The sequence below is a fragment of the Shewanella sp. 125m-1 genome (genome assembly GCF_052977065.1).
This window is the reverse complement of record NZ_JBRILT010000004.1, coordinates 128,506-151,631: the sequence shown is the minus strand read 5'-3', so window position 1 is coordinate 151,631 and position 23,126 is coordinate 128,506. Positions and strand designations below refer to the sequence as shown.

The following is a 23,126-nucleotide window of genomic DNA, read 5'->3' as shown; positions in this document are numbered from 1 at the left end:
GTCGCTAGACTCTGATAAATAAGAGACCATAATGGGACACTGCACTCCAAGCCAATTTACGGCGCTAAACATTGCTGTTTTAACCTTATCTGACACCCGTGATTTTGAATCTGATACATCAGGTGCTTTTCTTGAAAGCGCACTGTTAGCGGCGGGGCATAAGCTTGCCGAACGCCAGATTATCAAAGATGATAAATACCAAATTCGTTCGGTGCTTTCTCAATGGATTGCATCCGATAACGTACAGGTGATTATCACCACGGGGGGCACCGGTTTTACCGATAGAGATAATACCCCTGAAGCGGTAAAGCCGTTATTCGATAGAGATATCGAAGGCTTTGGTGAGCTCTTCCGTCATATCACTTATACCGAGCTTGGCACCTCGACAGTGCAGTCGCGTGCCTTAGGTGGCATTGCCAATAAAACTGCGGTTTTCTGTCTTCCTGGCTCAACAGGTGCCTGCAAGACTGGCTGGAATAAGCTGATTAAAGAACAACTTGATGCAACTCATCGTCCTTGTAACTTTGTGATGCATGTGAAAAAAATCACCGAATAAGCCTCACTAGAGGCCAATGTTACGGTACTCTTTTTGATTCATATTCTATGACCCATATTTTATAAAAGGCGTAAACCCAATGACCAATGCTTTTACCCATATCAATGCAGATGGTAATGCTCACATGGTAGATGTGACAGATAAGTCTGTTACCGAGCGAGAAGCACGAGCTGAAGCCTATATTGAAATGGCGAGTGAAACCTTAGAGATGATCATGAGCGGCAGTCATCACAAGGGTGATGTGTTTGCTACCGCACGTATTGCGGGCATACAAGCGGCGAAGAAGACCTCTGATCTTATTCCACTTTGTCATCCGCTGATGCTGACCAAAGTTGAAGTTGAACTAGAAGCGCAACCTGAGCATAACCGCGTGTGGATCCGCAGTCTTTGTAAGCTTTCGGGCAAAACAGGGGTTGAAATGGAGGCGCTTACAGCCGCTTCGGTTGCGGCGCTGACTATCTACGATATGTGTAAAGCGGTGCAAAAAGATATGGTGATTTCTCAGGTGCGTTTGACTGAGAAACGTGGCGGTAAGTCTGGGCACTTTAAGGTATAGAGACCAATATGATTAACGTATTATTTTTTGCACAAGTTAGAGAACTACTTGGCACCGCTGGCGTAAAAGTTGAAGCCAGTGAGCACACGCAAACCGCTGAAGGTCTACGTGCAACGCTAGCCGCTACCGACGATAAATGGGCCAAAGTGTTGGCGTCTGACAAGCTATTGGTGGCTGTAAACCAAACCATTAGCCAGTGGGATGCGGCGATTGTAGATGGTGATGAAGTGGCATTCTTCCCACCGGTTACCGGAGGTTAATATGATCCGTGTTCAGACCCAGGACTTTAATGTTCCAGAGGAATACCACTTAATCAGTCAAGACAATAGCGATGGCGCCGTGGTGACTTTTGTCGGTAAAGTACGTGACTTTAACGATGGCAGTGCGGTGACCGATCTCACCCTTGAGCATTACCCAGGCATGACCGAAGCGGTATTGAACCAGATTGAAGCGCAGGCGCGTGAGCGTTGGCCGCTCAATAACGTCACGATTATTCACCGCGTGGGTGCTATGGCGCTGGGTGAGCAGATTGTCTTTATCGGCGTAACCAGTGCTCATCGAAAGGCAGCTTTTGCTGCTTGTGAGTTCTTGATTGATTTTCTTAAGACCAAAGCGCCGTTTTGGAAATTAGAAGCCGGTGACAAAGGCGCTAACTGGGTAGAGGCCCGTGACGCCGATGAACAAGCTGCAAAAATGTGGGATAAAAAAGCGTAGCAAACGCTTTAGCAAGGAGATCGGCTCAATGAAGTTTAGGGTTATGGTGCTTGCTCTATTGCTGCCATTTTTAGCAATAAGCAAAGGTGCGCTAGCAGCACAAGATGTGCCCGCGATAGCGGCTGCATCGAGTATTAAGTTTGCACTGGATGATATCGCTAAGCAATTTACTCAAGAGACTGGCCGTAAAGTCAGGATCTCCTATGGCTCTTCTGGCAATTTTGTTGCGCAGATTAGGCATGGTGCTCCCTTTGAGCTGTTCCTTTCTGCTGATGAGCGTTATATCAAACAGCTAGCCAAAGCTAAGCAGACGCTCGATGACGGGGTGATATACGCAGTGGGTCAACTCGCCATTGCAGCGCCTAAGTCATCGCCACTAACGCTTGACCCTAACTTAGAGGGGCTTAAGCAGTTGCTGGCTGCAAATAAGCTTAAACGCTTCGCCATCGCTAATCCTGACCATGCTCCCTACGGTGAGCGCGCCAAAGAAGTGTTGCAAAAGCTGGGACTTTGGCAACCGATTCAACCCTATCTGGTGTTTGGCGAAAACGTGTCTCAAGCGGCACAGTTTGCACTTAGTGGTGCCACTCAAGGTGGCTTAGTTGCCTTGTCGCTAGCCTCGGCGGAACGTTTTAAGGCGCGTGCAAATTATGTGGTTATCCCACAAGAATATTATACGCCATTGGATCAGCGCATGGTGCTAACCCTAAAAGCGGGTGAAACTGCCAAACTATTTTATAGCTACCTGCTGTCTGAACCCGCTCAGGATATCTTTGCCGATTACGGCTTTGCGAGAGCGACACAGTAATGGATTGGGAAGCGCTATTGCTATCAATTAAGCTCAGTAGTGTCACTGTACTGATCTTGATCCCACTGGCGATTCTAGCGGGACGTTTTTTGGCTTATCGACATTTTCCCGGTAAGTCCTGGGTAGAAGCCTTAGTCATGGTGCCGCTGGTGTTGCCACCTACGGTTATTGGTTATTACTTGCTGGTGGGGCTTGGCAGTGAGTCTTGGCTAGGTCGCATGCTAGAGCAACTGCTTGGGCATCAGCTGGTATTTCACTTCTCTGGCTTAGTCGTAGCCTCCATCTTAGTCAATATCCCCTTTGCTATTCAGCCTATTCAGCGCGCATTTGAAGCCGTGCCTGAAGATGTGCGTGATGCGGCTGCCTGCTGCGGTATGAGTCGCTTTAAAGTGCTGTTCAAGATTGAGCTTCCTATGGTGTGGCCGGGCGTATTAACGGCTATAGTGTTGTGCTTCTCCCATGTGCTGGGTGAGTTTGGCGTGGTGCTGATGATGGGCGGTAATATTGCCGGTGAAACCAAAACCATTGCTATCTCTATCTACGACAGCGTGCAGGCATTTGATTTTGCCAGTGCGGGTAATATGTCGCTGGTATTACTGCTGTTTGCGATAACGGTATTGGCATTGACCACGAGTTTGTCGCGTCGTGTTGGAGGCCAGCATGTCGCAAACCGTCGCTGATCTATATTGCCGCATTAAACAGACCAAACATATTAAGTTAGATGCCGAGTTCAGCTGTAAGGCTGGAGAGGTCTTGGCCGTTGTTGGTCCCTCAGGAGGCGGTAAGTCGACGCTACTGCGGATGATAGCAGGTCTGACTCAGCCAGAAGATGGCGAGATCTGTTACGGTGATAAGCAGTGGTTTAATCGCCAGCAGAGCATACAGCTAACGCCGCAGCAACGTCACTTAGGTTATGTACCACAACATTTTGGACTGTTCCCTAATTTAACCGCGTTAGAGAACGTGGTGGCAGCGCTGGACCATATACCTAAAGCCGAGCGTGAAGCGCGGGCAAAAGATTGGCTTGAGCGAGTGAACTTACATGGTTTACCCGACAGACTGCCTGCGCACCTTTCTGGCGGACAACGTCAAAGGGTGGCACTGGCTAGAGCATTGGCGCGAGAGCCGTCAGTATTACTACTCGATGAACCTTTCTCGGCAGTTGACAGAGAAACCCGTGAGCGTCTTTATCTGGAGCTCGCTAGGCTTAAAGAGCAGTTAGCGATTCCGGTGATAATGGTGACCCATGATCTGAATGAGGCGATGTTATTAGCTGACAGCATGATTTTGATTAGCCAAGGAAAAATGTTGCAGCAAGGCAGGCCACGTGAGGTATTAACTCGTCCACGCGATGAAGCCGTTGCCAAACAGATGGGCCTGCGTAACATCTTCGACGCCGATGTGATTGCGCAAGAAGCGGAGCGACAGATCACCTGGCTTAAGTTTGGTGAGCACCTCATTGCGAGTACCTATTTTGAAAGCTTAGATGTCGGTGCTAAAGTCCGCTGGGTGATCCCCAATCAAGGCGTGCGTTTCAATTCGATTAAAAAAGGCCGTTTGTGCCGTAGCTTCAATAAACTGGATATTACTATCGACTCGATGTTGATCATGGGGGAGACAGTGCGAGTGCTGGCAAGTGTCGTTGGCGTGCAGCATAAAATTCATGCCGAAGTACCACTACATTTAGCACAAAAGTTAGCCCTAAGCGTCGGCACGCAAACAACGGTGGCGCTAAAATCTGAGTTAATCCATATACTGGAAAAGTAACTTATTTTCAGACAATTTAGCCAAGTTAGATTCGGCTTCACGCATATGATCAAAGTTTAATCTTTGCACCATCTAGATGTTATATAGCGTGTCATATCATGTGCTCCTACATGTAAGAGGAGTATTATGTTATGTCAAAAAAATTAACGGGTTTAATCATGTTGTCTGCAGTGTTAACCCTTCCTGCTATGGCCGCATATAATGGTCCAGGTCCAGTAAGTCAGATTAAAACCGCTTCTGACGCAGCGACAGCAAAAGACGATACTCCTGTAGAGCTGACAGGCTATTTAGTGCAAAGCCTAGGCGATGAAAAGTACCTTTTCCGTGATGACAGCGGTAATGTCGAAGTTGAAATCGATAATAAGCTGCTGCGTGACATCGAAGTTTCTAGCGACTCGAAAGTGAAGCTTGTCGGTGAAGTTGATGATGAGTGGAGCGGTATTGAAATAGAAATTGACAGCATACGTCTGATTTCTGAATAATCCTTTATTGAAAGTGGTTTAGCGTTTATTTTTCGGAGGAGCCATGGCTCGCTGGCTAATTGGTTTATTGTTAGTTTCTGGTAGTTCGTTTGCTGGACAAGGCTTGTATTCATTGCTGTCTACGGGAGATTATCCCTCGCCTACAGAAATGGTGCAGAAGCTTGAACAGCAACATGTGGGCGTGATCTCTGAATTTGAAGCGAATATCGAACATGGTGAATTGGTTTATGAATTCAAGATGATCGATCAGCAAGCTAACACCATTACAGAATATGAATATCGAGCCATAGATGGCAGCTTAAAAGAGCGCGAAGTCGGCCGTATTAAAAAAGACGATAACGATGAGCTTGCGGGTGTGGTTATGCTGCAGGAAAATGGTTTATCGCTATCTGATATGCTTACCCTAGTCGGTAAAGAAACCAGCGGCTACATTGTCAAAGCTGAAGTCGACAACGATCTAGGTATTAGCTATATAGAATTAGAAATTCTTGATATTGATGGTAAACGTCAGTTAGCCTTCGATATTGAAAATAAACAATTATTACCACTGCTCAAATGGGACTAAAACATGAAAATACTCATGGTTGAAGATGACGCGACTACCATCGATTATGTCGTTAAGGGATTTGTTGAGCAAGGGCACAATATAGAAACAGCAACAGACGGTCACCAAGGCTTATTGCTGGCTACCAGCATGAAGTACGACTTGATCATTTTAGATCGTATGTTGCCACAGCTCGATGGGCTAAAACTGTTAGCTGCGCTGCGCGCGACCGGCAGTCAAACACCTGTGTTGATCTTGTCTGCACTCAGTCATGTTGATGAGCGAGTCAAAGGGTTGCGAGCGGGTGGCGATGACTACATGACTAAGCCGTTTGCTTTCTCTGAGTTGTTGGTTCGTGCTGAAAAATTAATGCAACGTGGTGAATCTCAGCCCACTATTACCGACTTGACTGTTGGTCCGCTTAGCATCGAGCTGCTGACACGCAAAGTGACCTTAGATGGACAAGAGATCATGCTGCAGCCAAAAGAATTCCAGTTACTTAAGTACCTGATGGAGCATGTAAACCAAGTGATCAGTCGCACGCTACTGTTTGAAGCGGTGTGGGATTACCATTTCGATCCACGTACCAATGTTATCGACGTGCATATTGCTAAGCTAAGACGTAAGTTTGAAGAGCTTGGTCATGGCGAATTAATCGAAACTGTTCGAGGTGCCGGATATCGGTTACGCCAAGGGCATTAAGCCCTATCAGAGTAGTGCCTGGCGCATTACCATCATTTTCTCAGCCCTAGTAACGGTCATTATTGGCACCTTGTTACTGGGCATGTATCGCCAGCTGATAAATGAACAAGAGCATCAGCTGGACTTACATCTAGATGCAGAAAAGACCCGTTACCAACAGATGGCGTTAACACTTGATAGGCGCAGTTTTGCGACTCAGGTGCGCGGTGCCGACCCTAAAGTTGCCCTGATTGTTTGGCGTGACTCCCTCGATCTGGTTGGTTCGCTAAGTATGATCCCCAAAGATATGCCTATGCTTCCCGAGAAACGTGAGTTTCCGGTATTTACCGGTGGGCCCGAAAAGCTGCATATCTTAACGGGTGGCATGGTGATGACTCGCTATGGCCCTATGCTCATCGCAACCCGTGTCGACCAGCTTGGCGCGTTAATCGACAAATTCACTAATGCGGCAATTACCGCACTGATGCTGACCGTAGTGCTAACGCTAGCACTGGGCTATCTATTTTCTAAAGCTATTTTACGCCGCCTAGTACAGTACAACCGCTTGAGTAAGCGGATTGAGCGGGGACAATATTCGACTCGATTACCAGTGAGCTGGCGTCAAGATGAGTTTGATATGCTGGCACGCCAATTTAATGGGGTACTCGATGCCCTAGAGAAGAACTTAGCGGCAGTGCGTGGGGTTACCGATAATATCGCCCACGATCTGCGTACGCCCTTGTCTCACCTACGTATTGGGCTTGAGCAGTTACCGAGTAAGCCAGAGGCTGAGCTTGCTGAAAGTTGCGCTATTCTCACTGAAGAACTCGATCATTGTTTGGCGACGTTCGACGCCATGTTGTCATTAACACGCATCGAAGAGGGGCAGCAAACACTCGAACTGCAAGATGTTAGCTTAATTAATATCAGCCAAGATCTATTTGAAATGGCCGATGCGATGGCCGAGTTTAACGGTCAGTCGTTGAAGCTCAGCACGGGTGAAGAGTTTCAGGTCAGTGGCGACAAGTATCTATTATTTCAGGCACTGTTTAACTTGGTCGATAACGCGATTAAATATTCGGGTGAGGGCGCTGAAATTAGCATTTCTCAGAACCGTAATGTTATTTCAATTCAAGATAATGGCCCCGGGATCCCTGAGACTTCTCGTGAGAAGGTATTCGAGCGCTTAGTGCGGTTAGATCCGAGTCGTCACCATAAAGGCACGGGCTTAGGTTTATCTATGGTGAAGGCGATTCTGTCGCGTCATAATGCTAAAATAGCCTTAACCGATAATCAGCCTGGTCTAAAGGTTATTATTACGTTTTAATCTTTGCGCTAGCCGAGCTACTGCCAATTCCTGGAAATCTCAATCTATGTATCAAGTCATTGCCGATGAACGCGACTTTATTGTTATTAATAAGTCCGCCGAGGTGCATTTCCATAGCCAAGACGGTAGCGCTGGCGTAGTTGCTCAAGCCGAGGCCGATCTTGGGATTAAGCTCTACGCCGTCCATCGACTCGATACCATGACCTCTGGGCTTATTATCCTTGCTAAATCTAGTGCTGCTGCGGCTGAGTTTACTCGCATGTTTTCAACGCATTTAGTGCAAAAGTATTATCTCGCACTGGCAAAGGGAAAGCCTAAAAAGAAGCAAGGCTGGGTGATTGGTGACATGGCCAAATCTCGTCGTAGCATGCATAAACTCCTTCGCACGACAGACAACCCGGCAATTACCCAGTTCTTTTCTCATTCTATTGCAGAGGGCGATCGTTTGTATCTGCTCAAGCCCCATAGTGGTAAAACGCATCAACTTAGAGTCGCACTCGCTAGCATAGGTGTGCCTATCTTAGGCGATAGTCTTTACGGCGGAGCGGATGCTGATAGGGGCTATCTGCATGCTTACTGCCTGCAGTTCGATTACTTAGGTGTGCAGTATCAATATATTGCAGCACCAACCTCCGGAGAGTTCTTCCAACAGTCCGCAGTCAGTGCGCAACTTAACGTTTGGCAGCAGCCTCATGATTTATCTTGGCCTAAGCTAAAGAAAAGCTAGATGCGTTAGCACGTTTTTATTTATGTTTCGTCTTGTGGGTTTAAGTGTCAATAATCGGTAAGTATTGTGGCTTATATTGGCTTTTGCATTCACAATTCAGGCGATAACGAGTAGGATAGTGCCCCTAAAAAGTCCTTATCATTGGGCTATGAATTTTATGGTCGCTCATATCACTGAGTGACAATACTAAGGGTAGACTTAAACGTGCATAAGCGAGCCATATATCCTGGAACATTTGACCCAGTTACCAATGGTCATGCCGATCTTATTGAGCGTGCCGCCAATTTATTTGAGCACGTGATTATTGGCATTGCGGCGAATCCCTCTAAACAGCCTAGATTTACCCTTGCAGAGCGTGTCGATTTATTAAAAATAGTCACGGCTCACCTCGATAACGTCGAGGTGGTCGGCTTTAGTGGCTTATTAGTGGATTTTGCAAAGGAACAAAATGCTAGCGTCTTGGTCAGAGGATTGCGCGCGGTTTCTGATTTCGAATATGAATTTCAGCTAGCCAATATGAATCGTCGTTTGAGTCCTGATCTTGAAAGCGTGTTTTTAACACCTAGCGAGGAAAACTCGTTTATTTCATCGAGCTTAGTCAAAGAGGTTGCGCTTCATGGTGGCGATGTGAGCCAGTTTGTTCACGCTGAAGTCGCAAATGCATTAACGGTTAAGGCTAAATAGTTGTCCATGCTTAAATTTATTAAAATATCTGCCATTCAGCTTTTATCGGTATTAGCACTGGTTTACTCAAGTGTTAGCATTGCAGCACCTTGGGTCGACACCTCAGATATCTACCTTAGAGCCGATATTCAAGCGCTAGCCGATGCGGGTGTGATTACGGTTCCGGTTAATACCTATCCATTAATGTGGTCAGGTATTGGGGCGGATCTAGCAAACACTGAGCCATCAACGCTCACACCTGCATTAATCGATGCCTATTCGCGGGTGAATTATTACTACCGTAATGCGGTCGATAATCGCGGTAATACCAGTATTAAACTGGCCGCAGCGAGCGATCCCGCCCGTTTTCAACACTTTGGTTCCGATTACCGTGAGCAGGGTGAACTGGGTGCATCTTACGAATATGTAGGCGAGAGATTTGCGTATAAGCTCTCTGCCTCAGCCAATTACAAGCCGAGTGATGACGAAGAGTTTCGTTTTGATGACTCTTATCTTGCCATGGCTCTGGGTAACTGGATGTTTACCTTTGGCGCCGTTGAACAGTGGTGGGGGCCGGGATTTGACTCGGCGCTGCATAAGTCGAATAACGCTAGGCCGATGCCGTCGTTAATGCTGAGCCGTAATAATGCACAGGCTTTCGAGACGCCTTGGTTATCTTGGCTCGGCCCTTGGACCTTTACCGCAGGCATTAGTCGATTTGAAGAGGAGCGCTATGCTCCTAATGCACTGTTATGGAATTTCCGAGGCTCGATTCGCCCCTTTAGACAACTTGAAATGGGGCTGTCGTGGACCACTCAATTTTGTGGTGATGGTCAAGAGTGTACTTGGGACAGCGCCTTTAAATCGATAACGGGTCAGCGCGATTGCCGTGCAGATAACGTCGATGAAGTGGGCTGTAGTAACTATGGCAACCAGATGGCCGGATACGACATCCGCTTTAGCGATACTTGGTACAATGTGCCGTTTGGTGTGTATTACGAAAGAACCTGTGAAGATGCTAAAAGCTCTGCACCATGGGATATCGTCGATTGTGGTTCAATGTTCGGTGCCGATACGCGTTTTAACTTAGATGGTCAGCAGTATAAGTTGTTCCTCGAGTACACAGATACTATGGTGTTCTGCGGTGAAGATGAAAATGCCTTTAACTGTTTCTATGAGCATTCAACCTATAGAAGTGGTTCACGTTATTACGGCCGCGCATTGGGTAGCACCTATGACAGTGACGCTAATGTGTATGTTTTAGGCTTAATCGGTCAGTTTGCTGATAGCAAAGGTTTTACCTCGTTACTGCGTTATGCTCAGCTTAATAAAGATGGTAAAAGCCCTAGCCACGGATGGGCACCACAGCCGAAAAAAGAGGACTTATTGATGCTGGAGTTGAGCTATCGCATGCCATTTTGGCATGGCATGATGAGTGTGGGTGGCACTGTGTCTCAATCAGAATTTGAGGTGCAAGACAACGAAACCAATGCCACCGTATTTGGTACATACGAGTACAAATTCTAGATGATTAAATAGAGCCAACGCCAAAAGCGTTGGCTTTTTAGTATTTAAAGCAGATGAGGTTGGCACTGCAAAGATGCAGCTTGTACTGATCTCTATCGAGCCTACTAACTAAAAATTACATAATAGTGGGTTAAAGTACGTTTTTATTTTTAAATCTTTATCTTTTTCTGTAGGTTACAGCAGAAGCTTAATCAGTTTCTGTATAGAGAGGTTTGGTGAGGATCATAGAGGAAAGCCTGAATTTCCCAGTGCTCGCCGATAGTGAATACACCTCTTTGGTAGTGGTTTCAGTCAAAGATTGAACAGGGCTAAGTTTAGCTCTAACAACTTTTTTGGAGTACATATTTTGATTTCAGTCGTTATCCCAGCAAAAGACGAGCAAGCTAATATCGGTCCCTTAGTCGAAGAGATCCATCGAGCCCTAAAAGATAAAACGCCTTTTGAAGTGATAGTTGTTGATGACGGCAGCAGTGATGATACTTTTGGTGAGTTGCTGCGCACCGGCGAGCGACTCGGTTGTGCGACGAAAGCAATTCGTCATCAAAAAAGCACCGGCCAAAGTACCGCGCTGCATACTGGCGTACAAAACGCCAGTGGAGACATCATTGCCACCTTAGATGCCGATGGTCAAAATGATCCAGCCGATATTCCCGCGATGTTAGATCTTATTCCCACCATGACCCATAGTGATTTTTGTATCGCCGGTTACCGTAAAAACCGTAAAGATACCGCCTGGAAACGCTTTCAGTCTCGTGTCGCCAATAAAATTCGCGACGCCCTACTCGGTGACGGCGTGCCAGATACTGGTTGTGGTTTAAAAGTCTTTCCAAAAGCCAGCTTTTTAAAGCTGCCATATTTCGATCATATGCACCGCTATATACCTGCGCTTATTCGTCGTCATGGCGGTGAGATAAAAGTCTCGGTAGTCAATCACAGAGACCGCATGGAAGGTGAGTCAAAGTACACCGCATGGAACCGTGTGTGGGTGGGCATTGTCGATATCATGGGTGTGATGTGGCTTAACCGCAGAACGCGTTTACCCAATGTAGTTAAAACTGAGACCACACAGGTCAAGTAGTAATGAAACGCTTAGCTAAAACATTATTCGTTATCGCAATACTGATATTGCTGATGTTTGCTGCCCAGCAAGGTCTATTTGAACACCTAACCGATAGTAACTGGGTGGCTAACTACGTAGAAAGTAATGGCAACAGCGCCTTGGCGGTACTGTTTGTGATGGGAGCGGCATTCACCAGTGTTGGTGGGCCTCGTCAGGTCATCGCTTTTGTATTGGGCTTTGCCTTAGGCGGCGTTTATGGTGCATTACTGGCCACATTGTCTGCACTGCTCGGTTGCGTGATCACCTTCTACTTTGCCCGGTTAACCTTCAGAAGCAGCCTTAAGAAACGCTTCAAAGATAAACTGTTTCGTTTCGAGAGGTTGATCATTCATCGTACTTTCTTGAAGGTACTGATGATTCGATTGTTACCTATTGGCAGTAACGCTTTAACCAACTTATTTGCAGGCACGACTCATGTGAGTGCGTGGAAATTTTTTGCCGGTAGCGGTATAGGTTACCTGCCGCAGATGCTTATCTTTAGTTTTGCAGGTGCAGGCATTGGCCTGTCAGACCACAACAACTTAATCATTAGTATTGTGCTGTTTATTTTCTCCTCTCTGATCGGTGCATACCTGTATAAAACGCGCTTGCGTAAACAGGTAGATGAAATTGTCACCGATGAATAATAAGTTTTAATAACTAGTTTTAACAACTGGCTTTAACAACAAGGTCTAATAAAATGGTATTGAAATCGCTACAACAACGATTCAATAGTGATGACTATTATCAAGTGCTGAGCATGCTGCTGCTGTTTGCAGCAGTGATTTTGCTTGTCGGCATTGGCTGGCGTTCGCCTTGGCCTGCTGATGAACCCCGTTTTGCCGAAGTCGCCAGAGAGATGGTGGATTCAGGTCAATGGTTTTTCCCCCAGCGCGGAGGGGAGTTTTACCCTGATAAACCGCCCGTATTTATGTGGGCAATCGCGCTGTTTTATGGCTTGACAGGCAGCTTAAAAGTCGCCTTCTTGCTACCCAATGCATTAGCAGGGTTTTTAACACTATTCCTCGTTTATGACCTAGGTTCAAGACTGTGGAATGTACGTGTCGGCCGTAATGCCGCTCTGCTGTTGATGTTGGCACCGCAGTTTTTAATTCAGAGTAAAAACGCGCAAATCGATGCCATGGTGATGTGTTGGATCACCTTGGGCTGTTATGGTTTGTTGCGTCACTTTATGACGGGGCCCCATTGGCGCTGGTATTTTGCTGGCTGGGCATTTATGGGGCTAGGGGTTATTACCAAAGGTGTGGGTTTCTTACCACTACTTATGCTGATCCCGATTATCGCTTATGCGCTGATCCAAAAAGATCTATTTAAAGGCCGCCTTAAATGGTGGTGCCTGGCAGGGCCATTGGCCATGTTGGCGGTGATTGCCTGTTGGCTGGTGCCTATGGTGCTGATTGTTCAAAGCCAAGGCACCCCGGAGCTAATTCAGTATCAAAACAATATTTTGTTTAAGCAAACCGGTGAGCGATACGTTAATGCTTGGCACCATATTGAGCCTTGGTATTACTTCTTGATGAGTGTGATACCTGTAATGTGGTTCCCGTTGCCGCTATTGATAGTGGCTCACTGGCAACGCTTTGTCGCCAAGGTTAAAGCCGAGCCTACCATTGCCATATTGTTGGTCTGGGTGGTACTCGTAATCGTGTTCTTCAGTATCAGTCCGGGTAAGCGAGGCGTGTATATCTTGCCTGCACTGCCAATGCTCGCACTCGCGTTATCGGCGATTATTACAGGTACAGAGCCTAAGCGTTGGTTTGAGTGGGGCCTAACAGGCTTACTTTGGTTGCTTGGCTTAGTGTTTACCACAGCGGGTATTTTGGCGCTAATTCATCATCCCGTCGTTGTTAAGGCGATGGCCGATTATTCGGCTGACTTAACGCATATGGGCTATCTGTTGCTGACGGTTGGTTTTATCTGGTTTGCTGTGCTCATTACGCTGCGCCGCTCACAAGCCATGGTGAGAATGGGGATTAGCCTAGCGCTGACATGGATTGTGATGAGCACATGGGGTTATAGCATTTTAGAGCCTATGCGTACGCCGCAAGCCTTAATGGCTAACGCTGCTAAGGCGATAGGCCCAGATGGTCAACTTGGCTTAGTTAAATTTAAAGAACAGTTTATCTTGTTCTCTCCTGTTGATATTACCCACTTTAGCTACCTTGCCCCGCTTGAGCAGCAAGAGCGAAATGCATGGCAGTGGATGCATGAAGGCGATAAGCGCTTTATCTTAGTCGGCGATCATCAACAGCTTAACTGTTTTGATTTTACTGGTGCGAAAAGCATGGGCGTCGCTCATCGCGATGATTGGGTATTGTTAAGCAAAGATAATTTGCTACCGACATGCGCCGAGCCAGATAGACGTTATCAGTATTTCACCCCGACGCCAGGGCGGTGGATGGATTGATCTTTGGTTCTAGGTCCTAGGAAAGACAGGTCCTAGGATTTAGAGCCTAGGTCCTAGGAAAAGCTGAGACGGTTTAAATAAGGTCCTAGGATTTAGAGCTTAGTTCCTAGGTTCTAGGAAAAGCAGGTCCTAGGATTTAGAGCTTAGTTCCTAGGTTCTAGGAAAAGCTGAGACGGTTCAAGCGAAGACGGAAAAGCCGGGAAAGTATGTTCTCTATATGTAGGTTGGGCTTTAGCCCATCAATTCTGTTTTATATAGGATTTGTCGGCATAAATGCCGACCTACGGAAAGGCTAAGACGGTTTAAAAAGGTCCTAGGAAAAGCTAAGACGGTACAAGTCAAGATGGAAAAGCCGTAAAAGCTAAGCAAAGCTAAAGCTACGGTTTTGGCTTTTGCATTTGCTTTTCCTCGCAGGGCGCAGCCCGTCCTAGAACCTAGGTCCTAGAAGTGAGCTTGCGAACGCTCTCGTACCTTCTTATAAAGCTTTTGGCAAAGGCTACAGAAAACCGTCGCCCGCTGGCCAAGCTTTATTTCACTCAGCATATGTCCGCACTGAGTGCAGGTCTCGCCGCCACGCCCATAAACATGCAGCTTTTGCGCAAAGTAGCCCGGTTTGCCATCGGCATTAGTAAAGTCTTTTAAAGTCGTACCACCTTGCTCTATCGCCCTTGCCAAGATCTGTTTCACTTCGCTAACCAAAATAGTAATACGCTCTGCATCGACTTTGCCAGCTTCAGTCTGTGGATGAATGCCTGCGGCAAACAGCGCCTCATTCGCGTAAATATTACCCACGCCAACCACGATATGATTGTCCATTAAACACAGTTTTATGGCCTTTTTCTTATTGGCCAAGGCTGCAAGTAGGTAGGGGGCATTAAAAGCATCAGTGAGTGGTTCAGGGCCCAGTTTTGATAATAACGGGTGAGCTTGTTCAGGCAGTTCACACCATAGCCAAGCACCAAAGCGCCTTGGGTCATTAAAGCGCAGGGCTTTACCGCTCGCGAGCACCAGATCAATATGATCATGCTTTTCCACTGGCGTGGAGGCGGGCAGAATACGAAGGCTACCCGACATGCCTAAATGCACTATGGTGGTTCCCGCATCCGTATCAATCAGCAGATACTTAGCACGGCGGCGTACATTACGAATGGTCTGGCCGATAATCTGCTTAGCAATGTCGGGGACTGGCCATCTAAGTGAAGGGTTACGGATGATTAAGTCAGTCACTTCATTACCAATAAGGTAAGGCGATACACCTTGCCTGGTGACTTCAACTTCGGGGAGTTCCGGCATGTATTCTCTCTTTTATGGTTATTTAGTGATGGCTTGAATTTCGCGATACGACGAACTTACTTTACGTTCAGGATTCGAGCCTATATTACGCACTTAGATTGCTAGCCTAAATTACTAGCTTAGTTTGCTTGAGCACGAACAATAGGGATTAAGCTTTCACGTAAACTTGCTGGGATCTGATACCAATTCCCAGCAGGTGACTTTAGCAAGCCTTGCTCACTAAATAAAATCCACAGCTGTGCATCAATCAGGTCATCGACCTGGATCACCAACTCTATAGGCTCGCCTGAAGTTTCAGGATTATCGGTGAGTGCCGAGATATGCACTTGTTCCCACGCATTAGACCACTCTAAACAGTTGAGCACTTCGCTGCTACATTGCCAACCAGACTGGCGTTTTTGCAGCCAAAGCTCACCGTATTGTAACTGGGATAGCGGCGCAGCTTTGTCGAAGAGTGCCTGAGTCTGCAGTGGCGTTATTTTGCTGTTATCGTCAATGACGGTAAGCACTGAAATCATCAAAATAGATGCGAGGATGATGATGGTGTTCCACTTTTTTCGAGAGAAAGCCATGTTGGGAATTCAGCTTTTTGTTTTATTTAGGGGATCTGATAAGTGTATCTGCAAGTGGGTGGAACCACAAATTATGCTAACGGTGGGTGTACCGTCATTTACCACTTTTTGGTGCATCAGGCTGCACCTGACTTTTAAGTTAGACTGCGTCTAACTATTAAATCAATCAAGCTTCGCTTGATAAAAGTCGTGAGCTTCCAGCTCACACTCGGCCAAGAGGGGATCAACAGCAATCCCCTCTTGGATCGCCCCTGCCGCCCCGACGAAGTTACATGCATTAGATACGGGCCTCGTACTTATTCGAAATAGCCTAACGCTTCCGATGGGACATCTGATGTGAATGGATTCACAAATGCCGTGAAGGCATGAATGCCTAGGAACGGCCTGTCCCGCGAAAGCTATGCCCACATCCGTGGGGGCATTACGACTATTTCTTCAACGTATTTCGGCAACTTCGATGGGGAAATAGTGGTTTCTGCTTGTTAATCTATTTCATTTTTTTCGATGGATAGTCGCTTAATAAACATGAAATCAGCGACCTAGCTGATACTTGCAGAGAACAATCATGTTACCTAAAGAAATTGCTCAATTGGCTGTGCAGAAGCTAAATAAGAAGTTATCTAACGAAATTTTTTTGATTATTCAGAATGACCGTGAATTAATGCAGGCTTACCTAAAAGCTGTTGAGGCGAATGGTGTTGAATCGGTAAACCAGCAAATTGGTAAAGAGATTAAAGCGTCTTACCAATTGGTTAATATCAATAAGCGGGAAGATGATCCGTCTTGTACTTTGATTAAGAGTCATCAGATGTTTGAGTAGCGAGACTCTTGCTCGTTTTTGCTTAATCTATCAGGCTACGCCTGACCTCTAAGTTAGACTTCGTCTAACAATTAAAGTCGTGAGCTTCCAGCTCACACACGGCCAAAAGGGGATCAACAGCAATCCCCTCTTGGATCACCCCTGCCGCCCCGACGAAGTTACATGCATTAGATACGGGCCTCATGCTTCAATAAAAATCGCCTAACGGCTCAGATGGGACATCCATGTCCCGCTGAGCCTGAACCATCATCCATGATGGCTCCACGGCATTTTCATTTCCGTATTTCGGCAACTCCGATGGGGAGTTGGCGTTTTCTGTAACCTTTGAGTCGTTGTTGGTCTTGCAGTGTCTTTGTTTTTTCTTTGTCTTTTTATAGGTCTAACGCAGAGGTTGAAAGGTTGTGCTTTTCGAACCCAGTGCAGATGCGGCCGTGACCGTCCATGACATGGACGTCATGGTCGAGCTTCCATGGATGGACTTGCAGCGTGTCGCGGCAGTGTCTGCACATACGCTGACCGCAGGTCATTGGAACCACAGATGGTGGATTTCAAGCTGCGCTTGATAAAGGTCGTGGTGCTTCGCTTCACATTGGTAGTGCATCAGGCTGCGCCTGACTTCTAAGTTAGACTTCGTCTAACAATTAACGTCGTGGGATTCCATCCCACACCCGGGCAAGGAGGACTGCTCGTCCTTATCCTCCTTGCATCCACCATGACGCCCCGACGAAGTTGTTGATCCTCATACTCCAATAAAAATCGCCTAACGGCTCAGATGGGACATCCATGTCCCGCTGAGCCTGAACCATCATCCATGATGGCTCCACGGCATTTTCATTTCCGTATTTCGGCAACTCCGATGGGGATCTAGTGTTTTCTGTAACTACAGGTGAGCCTCTTGGTTTTTTGTTTTTATATTGAGAACTCAGAACTGAAAGTTTCCAGCTTTTCTAACCCGGTGTAGATGCGGCTGAGGCCGTCGAAAACATGGATGTTTTCGTTGAGCGGTCAGGGATGACGACAAGCGAGCCTCAGAAGTATCTGCACATACGCCTGCTGCAGGCAATTGGTTACATCAAATTCAGGCTGAGAGTAATGACGATATGAGGTCATTGATAGTCCAGGTTAAGCTACTGTAATCGTAATTTAAAAAGATTTTAAGATGTATCTGTTATGAGGCTATTAATATTATTCTATATTTTAAAACAATAGGTTATATTCTTTAAACGTATTTTGTTTAGACGCAAAAGTAGTACTCGAAAAGTGAGACGAGATAACAACACTATTCAATTTATTGTTCAATAAGATCTTAAGTTTCCCCAAGGATATATATGGAATTTATCATTGAGTTTATTTCGAAAGTTCCTAATGTAATTTGGAGCGCAATAATTGCTTCTGTTCTCACATTATTAGGTGTTTTATGGACAAATAGAGGTAATGAAAAAAGACAAACCTCTTTACTTGAGCATGAACAACGAAAGTATCAATCTGAACAAAAACTAGCTTTAAAGAAAGAGGTTTTTTTAAACGTAGCAAGATCTTTTGCTGATGTTCTTGGGGGCGTCCCCAAATTAATGAATTTGGATTTCACACAAAAAGACATTGAAATTCAATTGTCTGAACATAGTGGAATTGTTGCCAAGTCCTATTTAGTCGCTAAAGAAGACTCAGTTGCAGCTATTTTAGATTATTCAGCTGAAACGGCTGAATCTTTACTCAAGTTAATGAAAAGTAGAACGTTGGTTTTAGACCACAGCAAAGCAATTGAAATATATCAATCAACTATCGATACCGCTAACGAAGAGAAAGATAGACTAATTTCGATAATGAAAGAGCTCAATCTTCAAGGAAATAATAATCAGGCAACTTTTGATTACTTACAGAAGAGTTATGAAGCACAAGAAATTATTGTTAGGCGGAGCAAAGACAGTCAAAAAGAGCAGGAAGAAATACTAAAGCCTTTATATATGGCATTCGCAAAAGAGTGCATTAGCGAGCATAGTCGCCTTTTATCATTGTTGCCTCCTATGGCAATAGCCCTTAGAGCCGAACTTGAAAATGACCAAAACTCTCAAACATTTGTTGATGCATTAAACAATAATATTCACAGAATGAATGTGGCGTTTGACAGCCTATTTGAGAGTAAATAAGCCAACCAAAGTTTTTCGTTAGCCCCATAACTACGTAATGTGACTTTAAAAACAAAACCCGACATTGCGTCGGGTTTTTTGTGTCTAACGTATAGCTAACTCCAAGCTAATAGTCAAACTATGTGGCTGCAGAAAACATCAAACCACCAACAAGCGAAAACTAACTGTTCAAGCAACAGTTAACCGCCCGTTGCATTCATAAACCGCAGGATCTGGGTTTCGCCGTTGGGGTCAAAATGGTGTTCCTTGGGCTTGTGTTGGATGCCGTCTAGAATCGCTACTTTAAGCTTTTCGATGTCACCGGGGAACTCGCGTACAATCGCTTTTAAGTCGACCGAGTTTTCGTTGCCTAAGCAGAGTAACAGTTTGCCCTCTACGGTGACGCGGACGCGGTTACATTCGTGGCAAAAGTTGTTGCTGTGTGGCGAGATAAAACCTACGTGGATGTCGCTGCCGGGCATGGTGAAGTAACGCGCAGGTCCACCTGTACGGCGGTTTGAGGCGATAAGCGGGTAACGCTCGGTGATAATGTCCTGGATCTCTTTACTGCTGCAATGGCGGCTGCGCTTGCGCTCGTCGATAACGCCAAGCGGCATCTCTTCGATAAAGGCGATATCTAGGTCTCGCTCGCGGCAAAACTCGATTAAATCTAAGACTTCATCATCGTTTTGACCACGCAAAATCACCGCGTTGATCTTAATCTTTTTAAAGCCCGCTGCAATGGCGGCGTCGATACCCGCGATAACGCGGTCAACTTTGCCGTTACGGGTCAGCGTGGTAAACAGATCCGGCTTTAGCGTATCTAGGCTGATGTTGAGTCGGTTTAACCCTGAATCATGCATCTCTGCCGCGAAGCGGGTTAAACGCGAGCCGTTGGTTGTCATCGACAACTCTTCAAGCCCAGGTAACTTACCTAATAGCTTCACTAGCTGATCGCAGTCGGTGCGCACTAACGGCTCACCGCCGGTTAAGCGGATTTTCTTTACGCCAAGTTCGGTAAAAGCTTGGGCAACCCAAGCTAATTCTTCCAGACTTAACACATGCTCTCTGCCTAAAAAGCAGGGATCTTCGCTCATGCAATACACGCAGCGAAAATCACAGCGATCAGTGACTGATAGGCGCAGGTATTCTACCGTGCGACCAAAAGTGTCAACGATTAAACTCATACTAACTACCTACATGACCTCTATAGAAGGTCGGCAAAAGGTTGAATATAAACTGTGTCACCTGGATTTAACTGGTCATCTTTCTCGCCTATTACGATGAGACAGTTTCCTTTTACCATTGAGCTAAGCATCCCTGAGCCCTGAGCACCTGTTGTGGTTACATGTAACTTGCCGTCAGCAGCTAAATGATAGATGCCGCGGGTAAACTCTGTTCGGCCAGTACGGCTGCGCAGCGGTTTGTCGGTAATCGCGGGTACCATAGCCGGTGCCCAGTTTTGCTCGCCTGCAAGCTTACGAATTGCTGGCTGTACAAATTGTAAGAACGACACCATTACTGCTACTGGGTTACCCGGTAAACCGAAGAATAAGCTATCGTCGATTTGGCCAAAGGCTAGTGGGCGACCCGGACGCATATTGATGCGCCAGAAGTTAATTTGTCCGACCTGTTCAAGTACGGTTTTAATATAATCGGCGTCGCCGACTGATACACCGCCTGAACTGATCACAATATCTGCCTGCGCGGCGCCATCTTTTAACGCTTGCGCCAGTGCCGCTTCTGAATCTTGAATAATGCCTAAATCGATCACTTCACAACCTAGCTTTTTCGCCATCGACTTGATGGTGTAGCGGTTAGAATCGAATATGCAGTTAGCCTTTAATGGCTCCCCTGGCTGGCAAACTTCATCGCCAGTTGAGAACACGGCAACTTTTGGACGTTTAAATACCGGTAACTCACCAAAGCCAAGTGAGGCGAGTAAACCTTGCTCTGCAGCGTGCAAGCGAGTGTGGGCTGCAAGGGCTGTTGCACCTTGAGCAATGTCTTCACCCGCTTGGCGTACGTGCTGGCCTAGGCTCATTTCACCTTCAAAACGCACTTCGCCATCTTGCTCGTTGGCAAGCTCGCGTAGCTGAATCGTGTCTGCTCCTGCTGGCAATGGTGCGCCTGTCATAATGCGCACGGCTTCGCCAGCGGCAATGGTGCCGTTGTAAGCGTGGCCAGCCATCACTTCGCCAACCATCTTGTACGCTGCGCTGCTGTCATCACTCAGTTTAAAGGCGTAACCGTCCATTGCTGAGTTGGTGTGCTGTGGCACATCGACAGGTGAAATGGCGTCGCTTGCAAGGATACGGTTCTCTAGTTCATCAAGCTCAACCGCTTCTGTTGCGGTTACCGGCTTAACGTAAGATAAAATCTTATCGATACCTTGTCGCACTGACAGCGTGCTGCTGTTATCTAACTCGCAGCCACAGGTTGGCGCCATCGGCAAATCAACCGGGCATGGCTTCCATGCGGCAATGTACTCACCCACATAGTCAGCGATTTGCTCAATATTATTGATGTCTAAGCGGCGTAGTTCGCTGGGTAATTCTGTGTCATCACAGCAGGCAATGGCTTGAATATTATCATCATTGGTATGGATGAAAGGCTTGCCATGAGCGGCGCGGTGCAGTTCAATTTTAGGCAGTTCGAGCTTTTTAAAACCTTCAACGAGGACGATATCAACCTTGTCGGCTTCAATCTGTTTCAGCAAATGTGGTAGCTCAGGGTCGCCGTCTTTGGCGTCTTCAGTCATTAACGCCCAGCGTACATGAGAGGCAACCAGCATCTGCTTTGCGCCTGCTTTGCGCATTTCATAGCTGTCTTTACCTGGAATATCGACGTCGAAGTTATGATGAGCATGCTTAATGACTGCGAGTCGCACACCTCGGCGATTAAGCTCAGGGATTAATTGCTTTAACAATGTGGTCTTGCCTGTGCCACTGTAGGCGCAGAATCCGAGTACAGGAATCGATAACGGATTAGTAAAAGGTATGCTCATTTACACCTCTAGTGATTTTTTTCATTAGCTATGGCTTCACCTAGCTGCTGTTTTTGTTCTGGTGTGTTCACGTTTACAAATGCATTTGGCTGATCTGAAAACTCGGTGACCACATAGTGATGCTTGGCGTACCAAAAATCGATTTTGCGTTCGCCAGCATCTAAAAATGCTTTCATGGATGCACGTAAACTTGGCTTGAGCAGCATGACGACAGGTTGCTCGCGTTTACCGTCACTCGCCACAGCGAGCTCGGCATCTTCAGCCGTTAATTTCGCTAGCATTCTAGCGACTAAATCTGTTGGTAACAGTGGGCAATCGCAAGGAACGACCAGTAAATATTCTGCATCGGTATTGCTCATTGCGGTGATCATGCCAGCTAGTGGGCCTAAATAGCCGCTATCTTGGTCACTGATCACTTTAAAACCAAACTCAGAATAACGGTTTTGGTTTCGATTTGCGTTGATCAGGATCTCCTTAACTTGAGGTTTTATCCGATCAATAGCATGTTTAATCATCGGCTGATTTTCTAGCTCGACTAAACCTTTGTCGTTTCCACCCATGCGTCTGGCCATACCGCCAGCAAGGATTACTGCATCAACTCGTGCTGTCATCACTGTTACCCTATTGTTTATTGCAGTTTTACTTAAAACTTGCTCATTTAAGTTACCCAAGCGATACGTTCAAATTAGCTGAAAACTCAGCCTGCGCATCATTACTGCTTTTAAGTGCGCAAAGTGTATCGGTGGTAATGGTTTTATCGCTAATCAGCCAAGCATGATCGCATACTTTGGTTAACATACAAGTCTGATGGCTACTAATTAACATGCCAGTTCCCTGCTGTTTTAAGTCGCTAATCATCTGCAAAACTAAATGTTGCGAGTGTTTATCCATATTAGAGGTCGGTTCATCTAGCATCAGTAGCTTGGGCTGGATAATCCAAGCTCTAGCAATCGCTAAGCGCTGCTTTTCTCCGCCAGACAGGCTAGAAGCGGCTTGGGTCAACAGGTGGCGCAACTGCGCTTTGTCGATCGCTTGCTCGGTTCGAGCTTTGAGAAGCTGTGTATCTGCGTGTAAGAATCTTAACGGGTAGGTCAAGTTATACAACACGCTACCTTCAAACAAGTAAGGGTGCTGGTGCAAATAAATGGCCTTGCCGGTGATAGAGTTGCTACGCCACCAGGGGGCAATGCTAAAGCCTTGGGCTTGAATCGTCCCCGATGTTGGCTGAATAAAGCCTGCGAGCAATTTCATCAAGGTGGTTTTACCGCAGCCGTTGTCACCTTGTAGATGAATGACACGGTTTTGTTCAAACACTAATTTAGCAGCGCTAAACAGATGCTTGCCTTCAAAACGCATCTCAAGATCCTGTGCAATGATCCTCGCACCCGCTTTTGTATTATTGCTTGCTGTTTTCGCTGCCATGATAGAT

Annotated in this window: 26 protein-coding genes; 20 read left to right on the top strand and 6 right to left on the bottom strand. The window is 46.4% G+C overall.

Annotation, left to right across the window (positions count from 1 at the left end):
• The first annotated feature begins 31 nt into the window (after positions 1–31).
• The 17 genes from moaB (at position 32) to ACVBIK_RS03560 (ending at position 13,879) form a co-directional block, all read left to right on the top strand.
• Positions 32–556 carry a molybdenum cofactor biosynthesis protein B gene (gene moaB / locus ACVBIK_RS03640; protein ID WP_447163100.1) on the top strand — a complete coding sequence of 175 codons (525 nt, stop codon included), beginning with the start codon at positions 32–34 and terminating at the stop codon, positions 554–556.
• Positions 557–635: 79 nt separating this feature from the next.
• Positions 636–1,112 carry a cyclic pyranopterin monophosphate synthase MoaC gene (moaC, locus tag ACVBIK_RS03635; RefSeq protein WP_447159079.1) on the top strand — a complete coding sequence of 159 codons (477 nt, stop codon included), beginning with the start codon at positions 636–638 and terminating at the stop codon, positions 1,110–1,112.
• An 8-nt stretch (positions 1,113–1,120) separates the two neighbouring features.
• Entirely contained in the window at positions 1,121–1,372 is a 252-nt protein-coding gene (gene moaD / locus ACVBIK_RS03630) for a molybdopterin synthase sulfur carrier subunit (RefSeq protein ID WP_447169124.1), read from the top strand.
• 1 nt (position 1,373) lies between these two features.
• Positions 1,374–1,826: a molybdopterin synthase catalytic subunit MoaE gene (moaE, locus tag ACVBIK_RS03625; protein WP_447159077.1), complete on the top strand. Its 453-nt coding sequence runs from the start codon at positions 1,374–1,376 to the stop codon at positions 1,824–1,826.
• Positions 1,827–1,854: 28 nt separating this feature from the next.
• On the top strand, positions 1,855–2,634 hold the full coding sequence (gene modA / locus ACVBIK_RS03620; RefSeq protein ID WP_447163099.1) for a molybdate ABC transporter substrate-binding protein: 780 nt from the start codon (positions 1,855–1,857) through the stop codon (positions 2,632–2,634).
• Positions 2,634–3,314 carry a molybdate ABC transporter permease subunit gene (modB, locus tag ACVBIK_RS03615; RefSeq protein ID WP_447159075.1) on the top strand — a complete coding sequence of 227 codons (681 nt, stop codon included), beginning with the start codon at positions 2,634–2,636 and terminating at the stop codon, positions 3,312–3,314. Before modA ends, modB begins: the two co-directional genes overlap by 1 nt.
• Positions 3,295–4,401: an ABC transporter ATP-binding protein gene (locus ACVBIK_RS03610; protein ID WP_447159074.1), complete on the top strand. Its 1,107-nt coding sequence runs from the start codon at positions 3,295–3,297 to the stop codon at positions 4,399–4,401. Before modB ends, ACVBIK_RS03610 begins: the two co-directional genes overlap by 20 nt.
• A 131-nt stretch (positions 4,402–4,532) precedes the next feature.
• Entirely contained in the window at positions 4,533–4,883 is a 351-nt protein-coding gene (locus tag ACVBIK_RS03605; protein WP_447159073.1) for a NirD/YgiW/YdeI family stress tolerance protein, read from the top strand.
• Positions 4,884–4,926: 43 nt separating this feature from the next.
• The gene (locus ACVBIK_RS03600) at positions 4,927–5,448 is read left to right on the top strand and encodes a PepSY domain-containing protein (protein ID WP_447159072.1); all 522 of its coding nucleotides are present in this window, start codon (positions 4,927–4,929) and stop codon (positions 5,446–5,448) included.
• A 3-nt stretch (positions 5,449–5,451) separates the two neighbouring features.
• Positions 5,452–6,129, top strand: a complete 678-nt coding sequence (locus tag ACVBIK_RS03595; protein ID WP_447159071.1) for a response regulator transcription factor — start codon at positions 5,452–5,454, stop codon at positions 6,127–6,129.
• A gap of 82 nt (positions 6,130–6,211) precedes the next feature.
• Positions 6,212–7,435, top strand: a complete 1,224-nt coding sequence (locus tag ACVBIK_RS03590) for a sensor histidine kinase (RefSeq protein ID WP_447159141.1) — start codon at positions 6,212–6,214, stop codon at positions 7,433–7,435.
• A 46-nt stretch (positions 7,436–7,481) separates the two neighbouring features.
• The gene (locus tag ACVBIK_RS03585; RefSeq protein WP_447159070.1) at positions 7,482–8,162 is read left to right on the top strand and encodes a TIGR01621 family pseudouridine synthase; all 681 of its coding nucleotides are present in this window, start codon (positions 7,482–7,484) and stop codon (positions 8,160–8,162) included.
• Between the two features lie 204 nt (positions 8,163–8,366).
• Positions 8,367–8,846: a pantetheine-phosphate adenylyltransferase gene (coaD, locus tag ACVBIK_RS03580; RefSeq protein WP_447163097.1), complete on the top strand. Its 480-nt coding sequence runs from the start codon at positions 8,367–8,369 to the stop codon at positions 8,844–8,846.
• 6 nt (positions 8,847–8,852) lie between these two features.
• On the top strand, positions 8,853–10,352 hold the full coding sequence (locus tag ACVBIK_RS03575; RefSeq protein WP_447169123.1) for a capsule assembly Wzi family protein: 1,500 nt from the start codon (positions 8,853–8,855) through the stop codon (positions 10,350–10,352).
• A gap of 346 nt (positions 10,353–10,698) precedes the next feature.
• Positions 10,699–11,430 carry a glycosyltransferase family 2 protein gene (locus tag ACVBIK_RS03570; protein ID WP_447159067.1) on the top strand — a complete coding sequence of 244 codons (732 nt, stop codon included), beginning with the start codon at positions 10,699–10,701 and terminating at the stop codon, positions 11,428–11,430.
• Between the two features lie 2 nt (positions 11,431–11,432).
• Positions 11,433–12,098 (top strand): TVP38/TMEM64 family protein, encoded by a 666-nt coding sequence (locus ACVBIK_RS03565; RefSeq protein ID WP_447169122.1) that lies wholly within the window; start codon positions 11,433–11,435, stop codon positions 12,096–12,098.
• 59 nt (positions 12,099–12,157) lie between these two features.
• Positions 12,158–13,879, top strand: a complete 1,722-nt coding sequence (locus ACVBIK_RS03560) for an ArnT family glycosyltransferase (protein ID WP_447163142.1) — start codon at positions 12,158–12,160, stop codon at positions 13,877–13,879.
• Positions 13,880–14,320: 441 nt separating this feature from the next.
• Here ACVBIK_RS03560 and mutM read toward each other — a convergent pair whose 3' ends face one another.
• Both mutM and ACVBIK_RS03550 read right to left on the bottom strand, forming a co-directional pair.
• Positions 14,321–15,172, bottom strand: coding sequence for a bifunctional DNA-formamidopyrimidine glycosylase/DNA-(apurinic or apyrimidinic site) lyase (gene mutM, locus ACVBIK_RS03555; RefSeq protein WP_447169121.1), 852 nt, complete (start codon positions 15,170–15,172; stop codon positions 14,321–14,323).
• Positions 15,173–15,291: 119 nt separating this feature from the next.
• Positions 15,292–15,744 (bottom strand): hypothetical protein, encoded by a 453-nt coding sequence (locus ACVBIK_RS03550; RefSeq protein WP_447159064.1) that lies wholly within the window; start codon positions 15,742–15,744, stop codon positions 15,292–15,294.
• Between the two features lie 565 nt (positions 15,745–16,309).
• On the opposite strand from ACVBIK_RS03550, the gene ACVBIK_RS03545 reads away from it, so the two are divergent.
• The 3 genes from ACVBIK_RS03545 (at position 16,310) to ACVBIK_RS03535 (ending at position 18,711) form a co-directional block, all read left to right on the top strand.
• A complete protein-coding gene (locus tag ACVBIK_RS03545) occupies positions 16,310–16,564 on the top strand; it encodes a hypothetical protein (RefSeq protein WP_439267530.1) in 255 nt (84 codons plus the stop codon).
• Positions 16,565–16,965: 401 nt separating this feature from the next.
• The gene (locus ACVBIK_RS03540) at positions 16,966–17,127 is read left to right on the top strand and encodes a hypothetical protein (protein WP_447169120.1); all 162 of its coding nucleotides are present in this window, start codon (positions 16,966–16,968) and stop codon (positions 17,125–17,127) included.
• A gap of 765 nt (positions 17,128–17,892) precedes the next feature.
• Positions 17,893–18,711: a chromosome partitioning protein ParA gene (locus ACVBIK_RS03535; protein WP_447169119.1), complete on the top strand. Its 819-nt coding sequence runs from the start codon at positions 17,893–17,895 to the stop codon at positions 18,709–18,711.
• A 179-nt stretch (positions 18,712–18,890) separates the two neighbouring features.
• On the opposite strand, the gene moaA is transcribed toward ACVBIK_RS03535, so the two are convergent.
• Genes moaA through ACVBIK_RS03515 form a run of 4 tightly spaced genes read right to left on the bottom strand, consistent with a single transcriptional unit; the run spans position 18,891 to position 23,119 of the window.
• Entirely contained in the window at positions 18,891–19,877 is a 987-nt protein-coding gene (gene moaA / locus ACVBIK_RS03530) for a GTP 3',8-cyclase MoaA (RefSeq protein WP_447159060.1), read from the bottom strand.
• 20 nt (positions 19,878–19,897) lie between these two features.
• Positions 19,898–21,697, bottom strand: coding sequence for a bifunctional molybdopterin-guanine dinucleotide biosynthesis adaptor protein MobB/molybdopterin molybdotransferase MoeA (locus ACVBIK_RS03525; RefSeq protein WP_447159059.1), 1,800 nt, complete (start codon positions 21,695–21,697; stop codon positions 19,898–19,900).
• 8 nt (positions 21,698–21,705) lie between these two features.
• Entirely contained in the window at positions 21,706–22,308 is a 603-nt protein-coding gene (gene mobA, locus ACVBIK_RS03520) for a molybdenum cofactor guanylyltransferase MobA (protein WP_447159058.1), read from the bottom strand.
• Positions 22,309–22,360: 52 nt separating this feature from the next.
• Complete coding sequence (locus ACVBIK_RS03515) at positions 22,361–23,119, bottom strand: ABC transporter ATP-binding protein (RefSeq protein ID WP_447159057.1); 759 nt, start codon at positions 23,117–23,119, stop codon at positions 22,361–22,363.
• Positions 23,120–23,126 lie beyond the last annotated feature (7 nt).

Bases quoted from the DNA above. Each gene is read 5' to 3' on its own strand.
- ACVBIK_RS03610 (WP_447159074.1), top strand. From the start codon at position 3,295: ATGTCGCAAACCGTCGCTGATCTATATTGCCGCATTAAACAGACCAAA.
- modA (WP_447163099.1), top strand. From the start codon at position 1,855: ATGAAGTTTAGGGTTATGGTGCTTGCTCTATTGCTGCCATTTTTAGCA.
- ACVBIK_RS03595 (WP_447159071.1), top strand. From the start codon at position 5,452: ATGAAAATACTCATGGTTGAAGATGACGCGACTACCATCGATTATGTC.
- ACVBIK_RS03585 (WP_447159070.1), top strand. From the start codon at position 7,482: ATGTATCAAGTCATTGCCGATGAACGCGACTTTATTGTTATTAATAAG.
- ACVBIK_RS03550 (WP_447159064.1), bottom strand. From the start codon at position 15,744: ATGGCTTTCTCTCGAAAAAAGTGGAACACCATCATCATCCTCGCATCT.
- ACVBIK_RS03600 (WP_447159072.1), top strand. From the start codon at position 4,927: ATGGCTCGCTGGCTAATTGGTTTATTGTTAGTTTCTGGTAGTTCGTTT.
- moaD (WP_447169124.1), top strand. From the start codon at position 1,121: ATGATTAACGTATTATTTTTTGCACAAGTTAGAGAACTACTTGGCACC.
- ACVBIK_RS03605 (WP_447159073.1), top strand. From the start codon at position 4,533: ATGTCAAAAAAATTAACGGGTTTAATCATGTTGTCTGCAGTGTTAACC.
- mutM (WP_447169121.1), bottom strand. From the start codon at position 15,172: ATGCCGGAACTCCCCGAAGTTGAAGTCACCAGGCAAGGTGTATCGCCT.
- ACVBIK_RS03575 (WP_447169123.1), top strand. From the start codon at position 8,853: ATGCTTAAATTTATTAAAATATCTGCCATTCAGCTTTTATCGGTATTA.
- ACVBIK_RS03535 (WP_447169119.1), top strand. From the start codon at position 17,893: ATGGAATTTATCATTGAGTTTATTTCGAAAGTTCCTAATGTAATTTGG.
- moaC (WP_447159079.1), top strand. From the start codon at position 636: ATGACCAATGCTTTTACCCATATCAATGCAGATGGTAATGCTCACATG.
- moaA (WP_447159060.1), bottom strand. From the start codon at position 19,877: ATGAGTTTAATCGTTGACACTTTTGGTCGCACGGTAGAATACCTGCGC.
- ACVBIK_RS03590 (WP_447159141.1), top strand. From the start codon at position 6,212: ATGTATCGCCAGCTGATAAATGAACAAGAGCATCAGCTGGACTTACAT.
- mobA (WP_447159058.1), bottom strand. From the start codon at position 22,308: ATGACAGCACGAGTTGATGCAGTAATCCTTGCTGGCGGTATGGCCAGA.
- moaB (WP_447163100.1), top strand. From the start codon at position 32: ATGGGACACTGCACTCCAAGCCAATTTACGGCGCTAAACATTGCTGTT.
- ACVBIK_RS03565 (WP_447169122.1), top strand. From the start codon at position 11,433: ATGAAACGCTTAGCTAAAACATTATTCGTTATCGCAATACTGATATTG.
- ACVBIK_RS03525 (WP_447159059.1), bottom strand. From the start codon at position 21,697: ATGAGCATACCTTTTACTAATCCGTTATCGATTCCTGTACTCGGATTC.
- moaE (WP_447159077.1), top strand. From the start codon at position 1,374: ATGATCCGTGTTCAGACCCAGGACTTTAATGTTCCAGAGGAATACCAC.
- modB (WP_447159075.1), top strand. From the start codon at position 2,634: ATGGATTGGGAAGCGCTATTGCTATCAATTAAGCTCAGTAGTGTCACT.
- ACVBIK_RS03515 (WP_447159057.1), bottom strand. From the start codon at position 23,119: ATGGCAGCGAAAACAGCAAGCAATAATACAAAAGCGGGTGCGAGGATC.
- ACVBIK_RS03545 (WP_439267530.1), top strand. From the start codon at position 16,310: ATGTTACCTAAAGAAATTGCTCAATTGGCTGTGCAGAAGCTAAATAAG.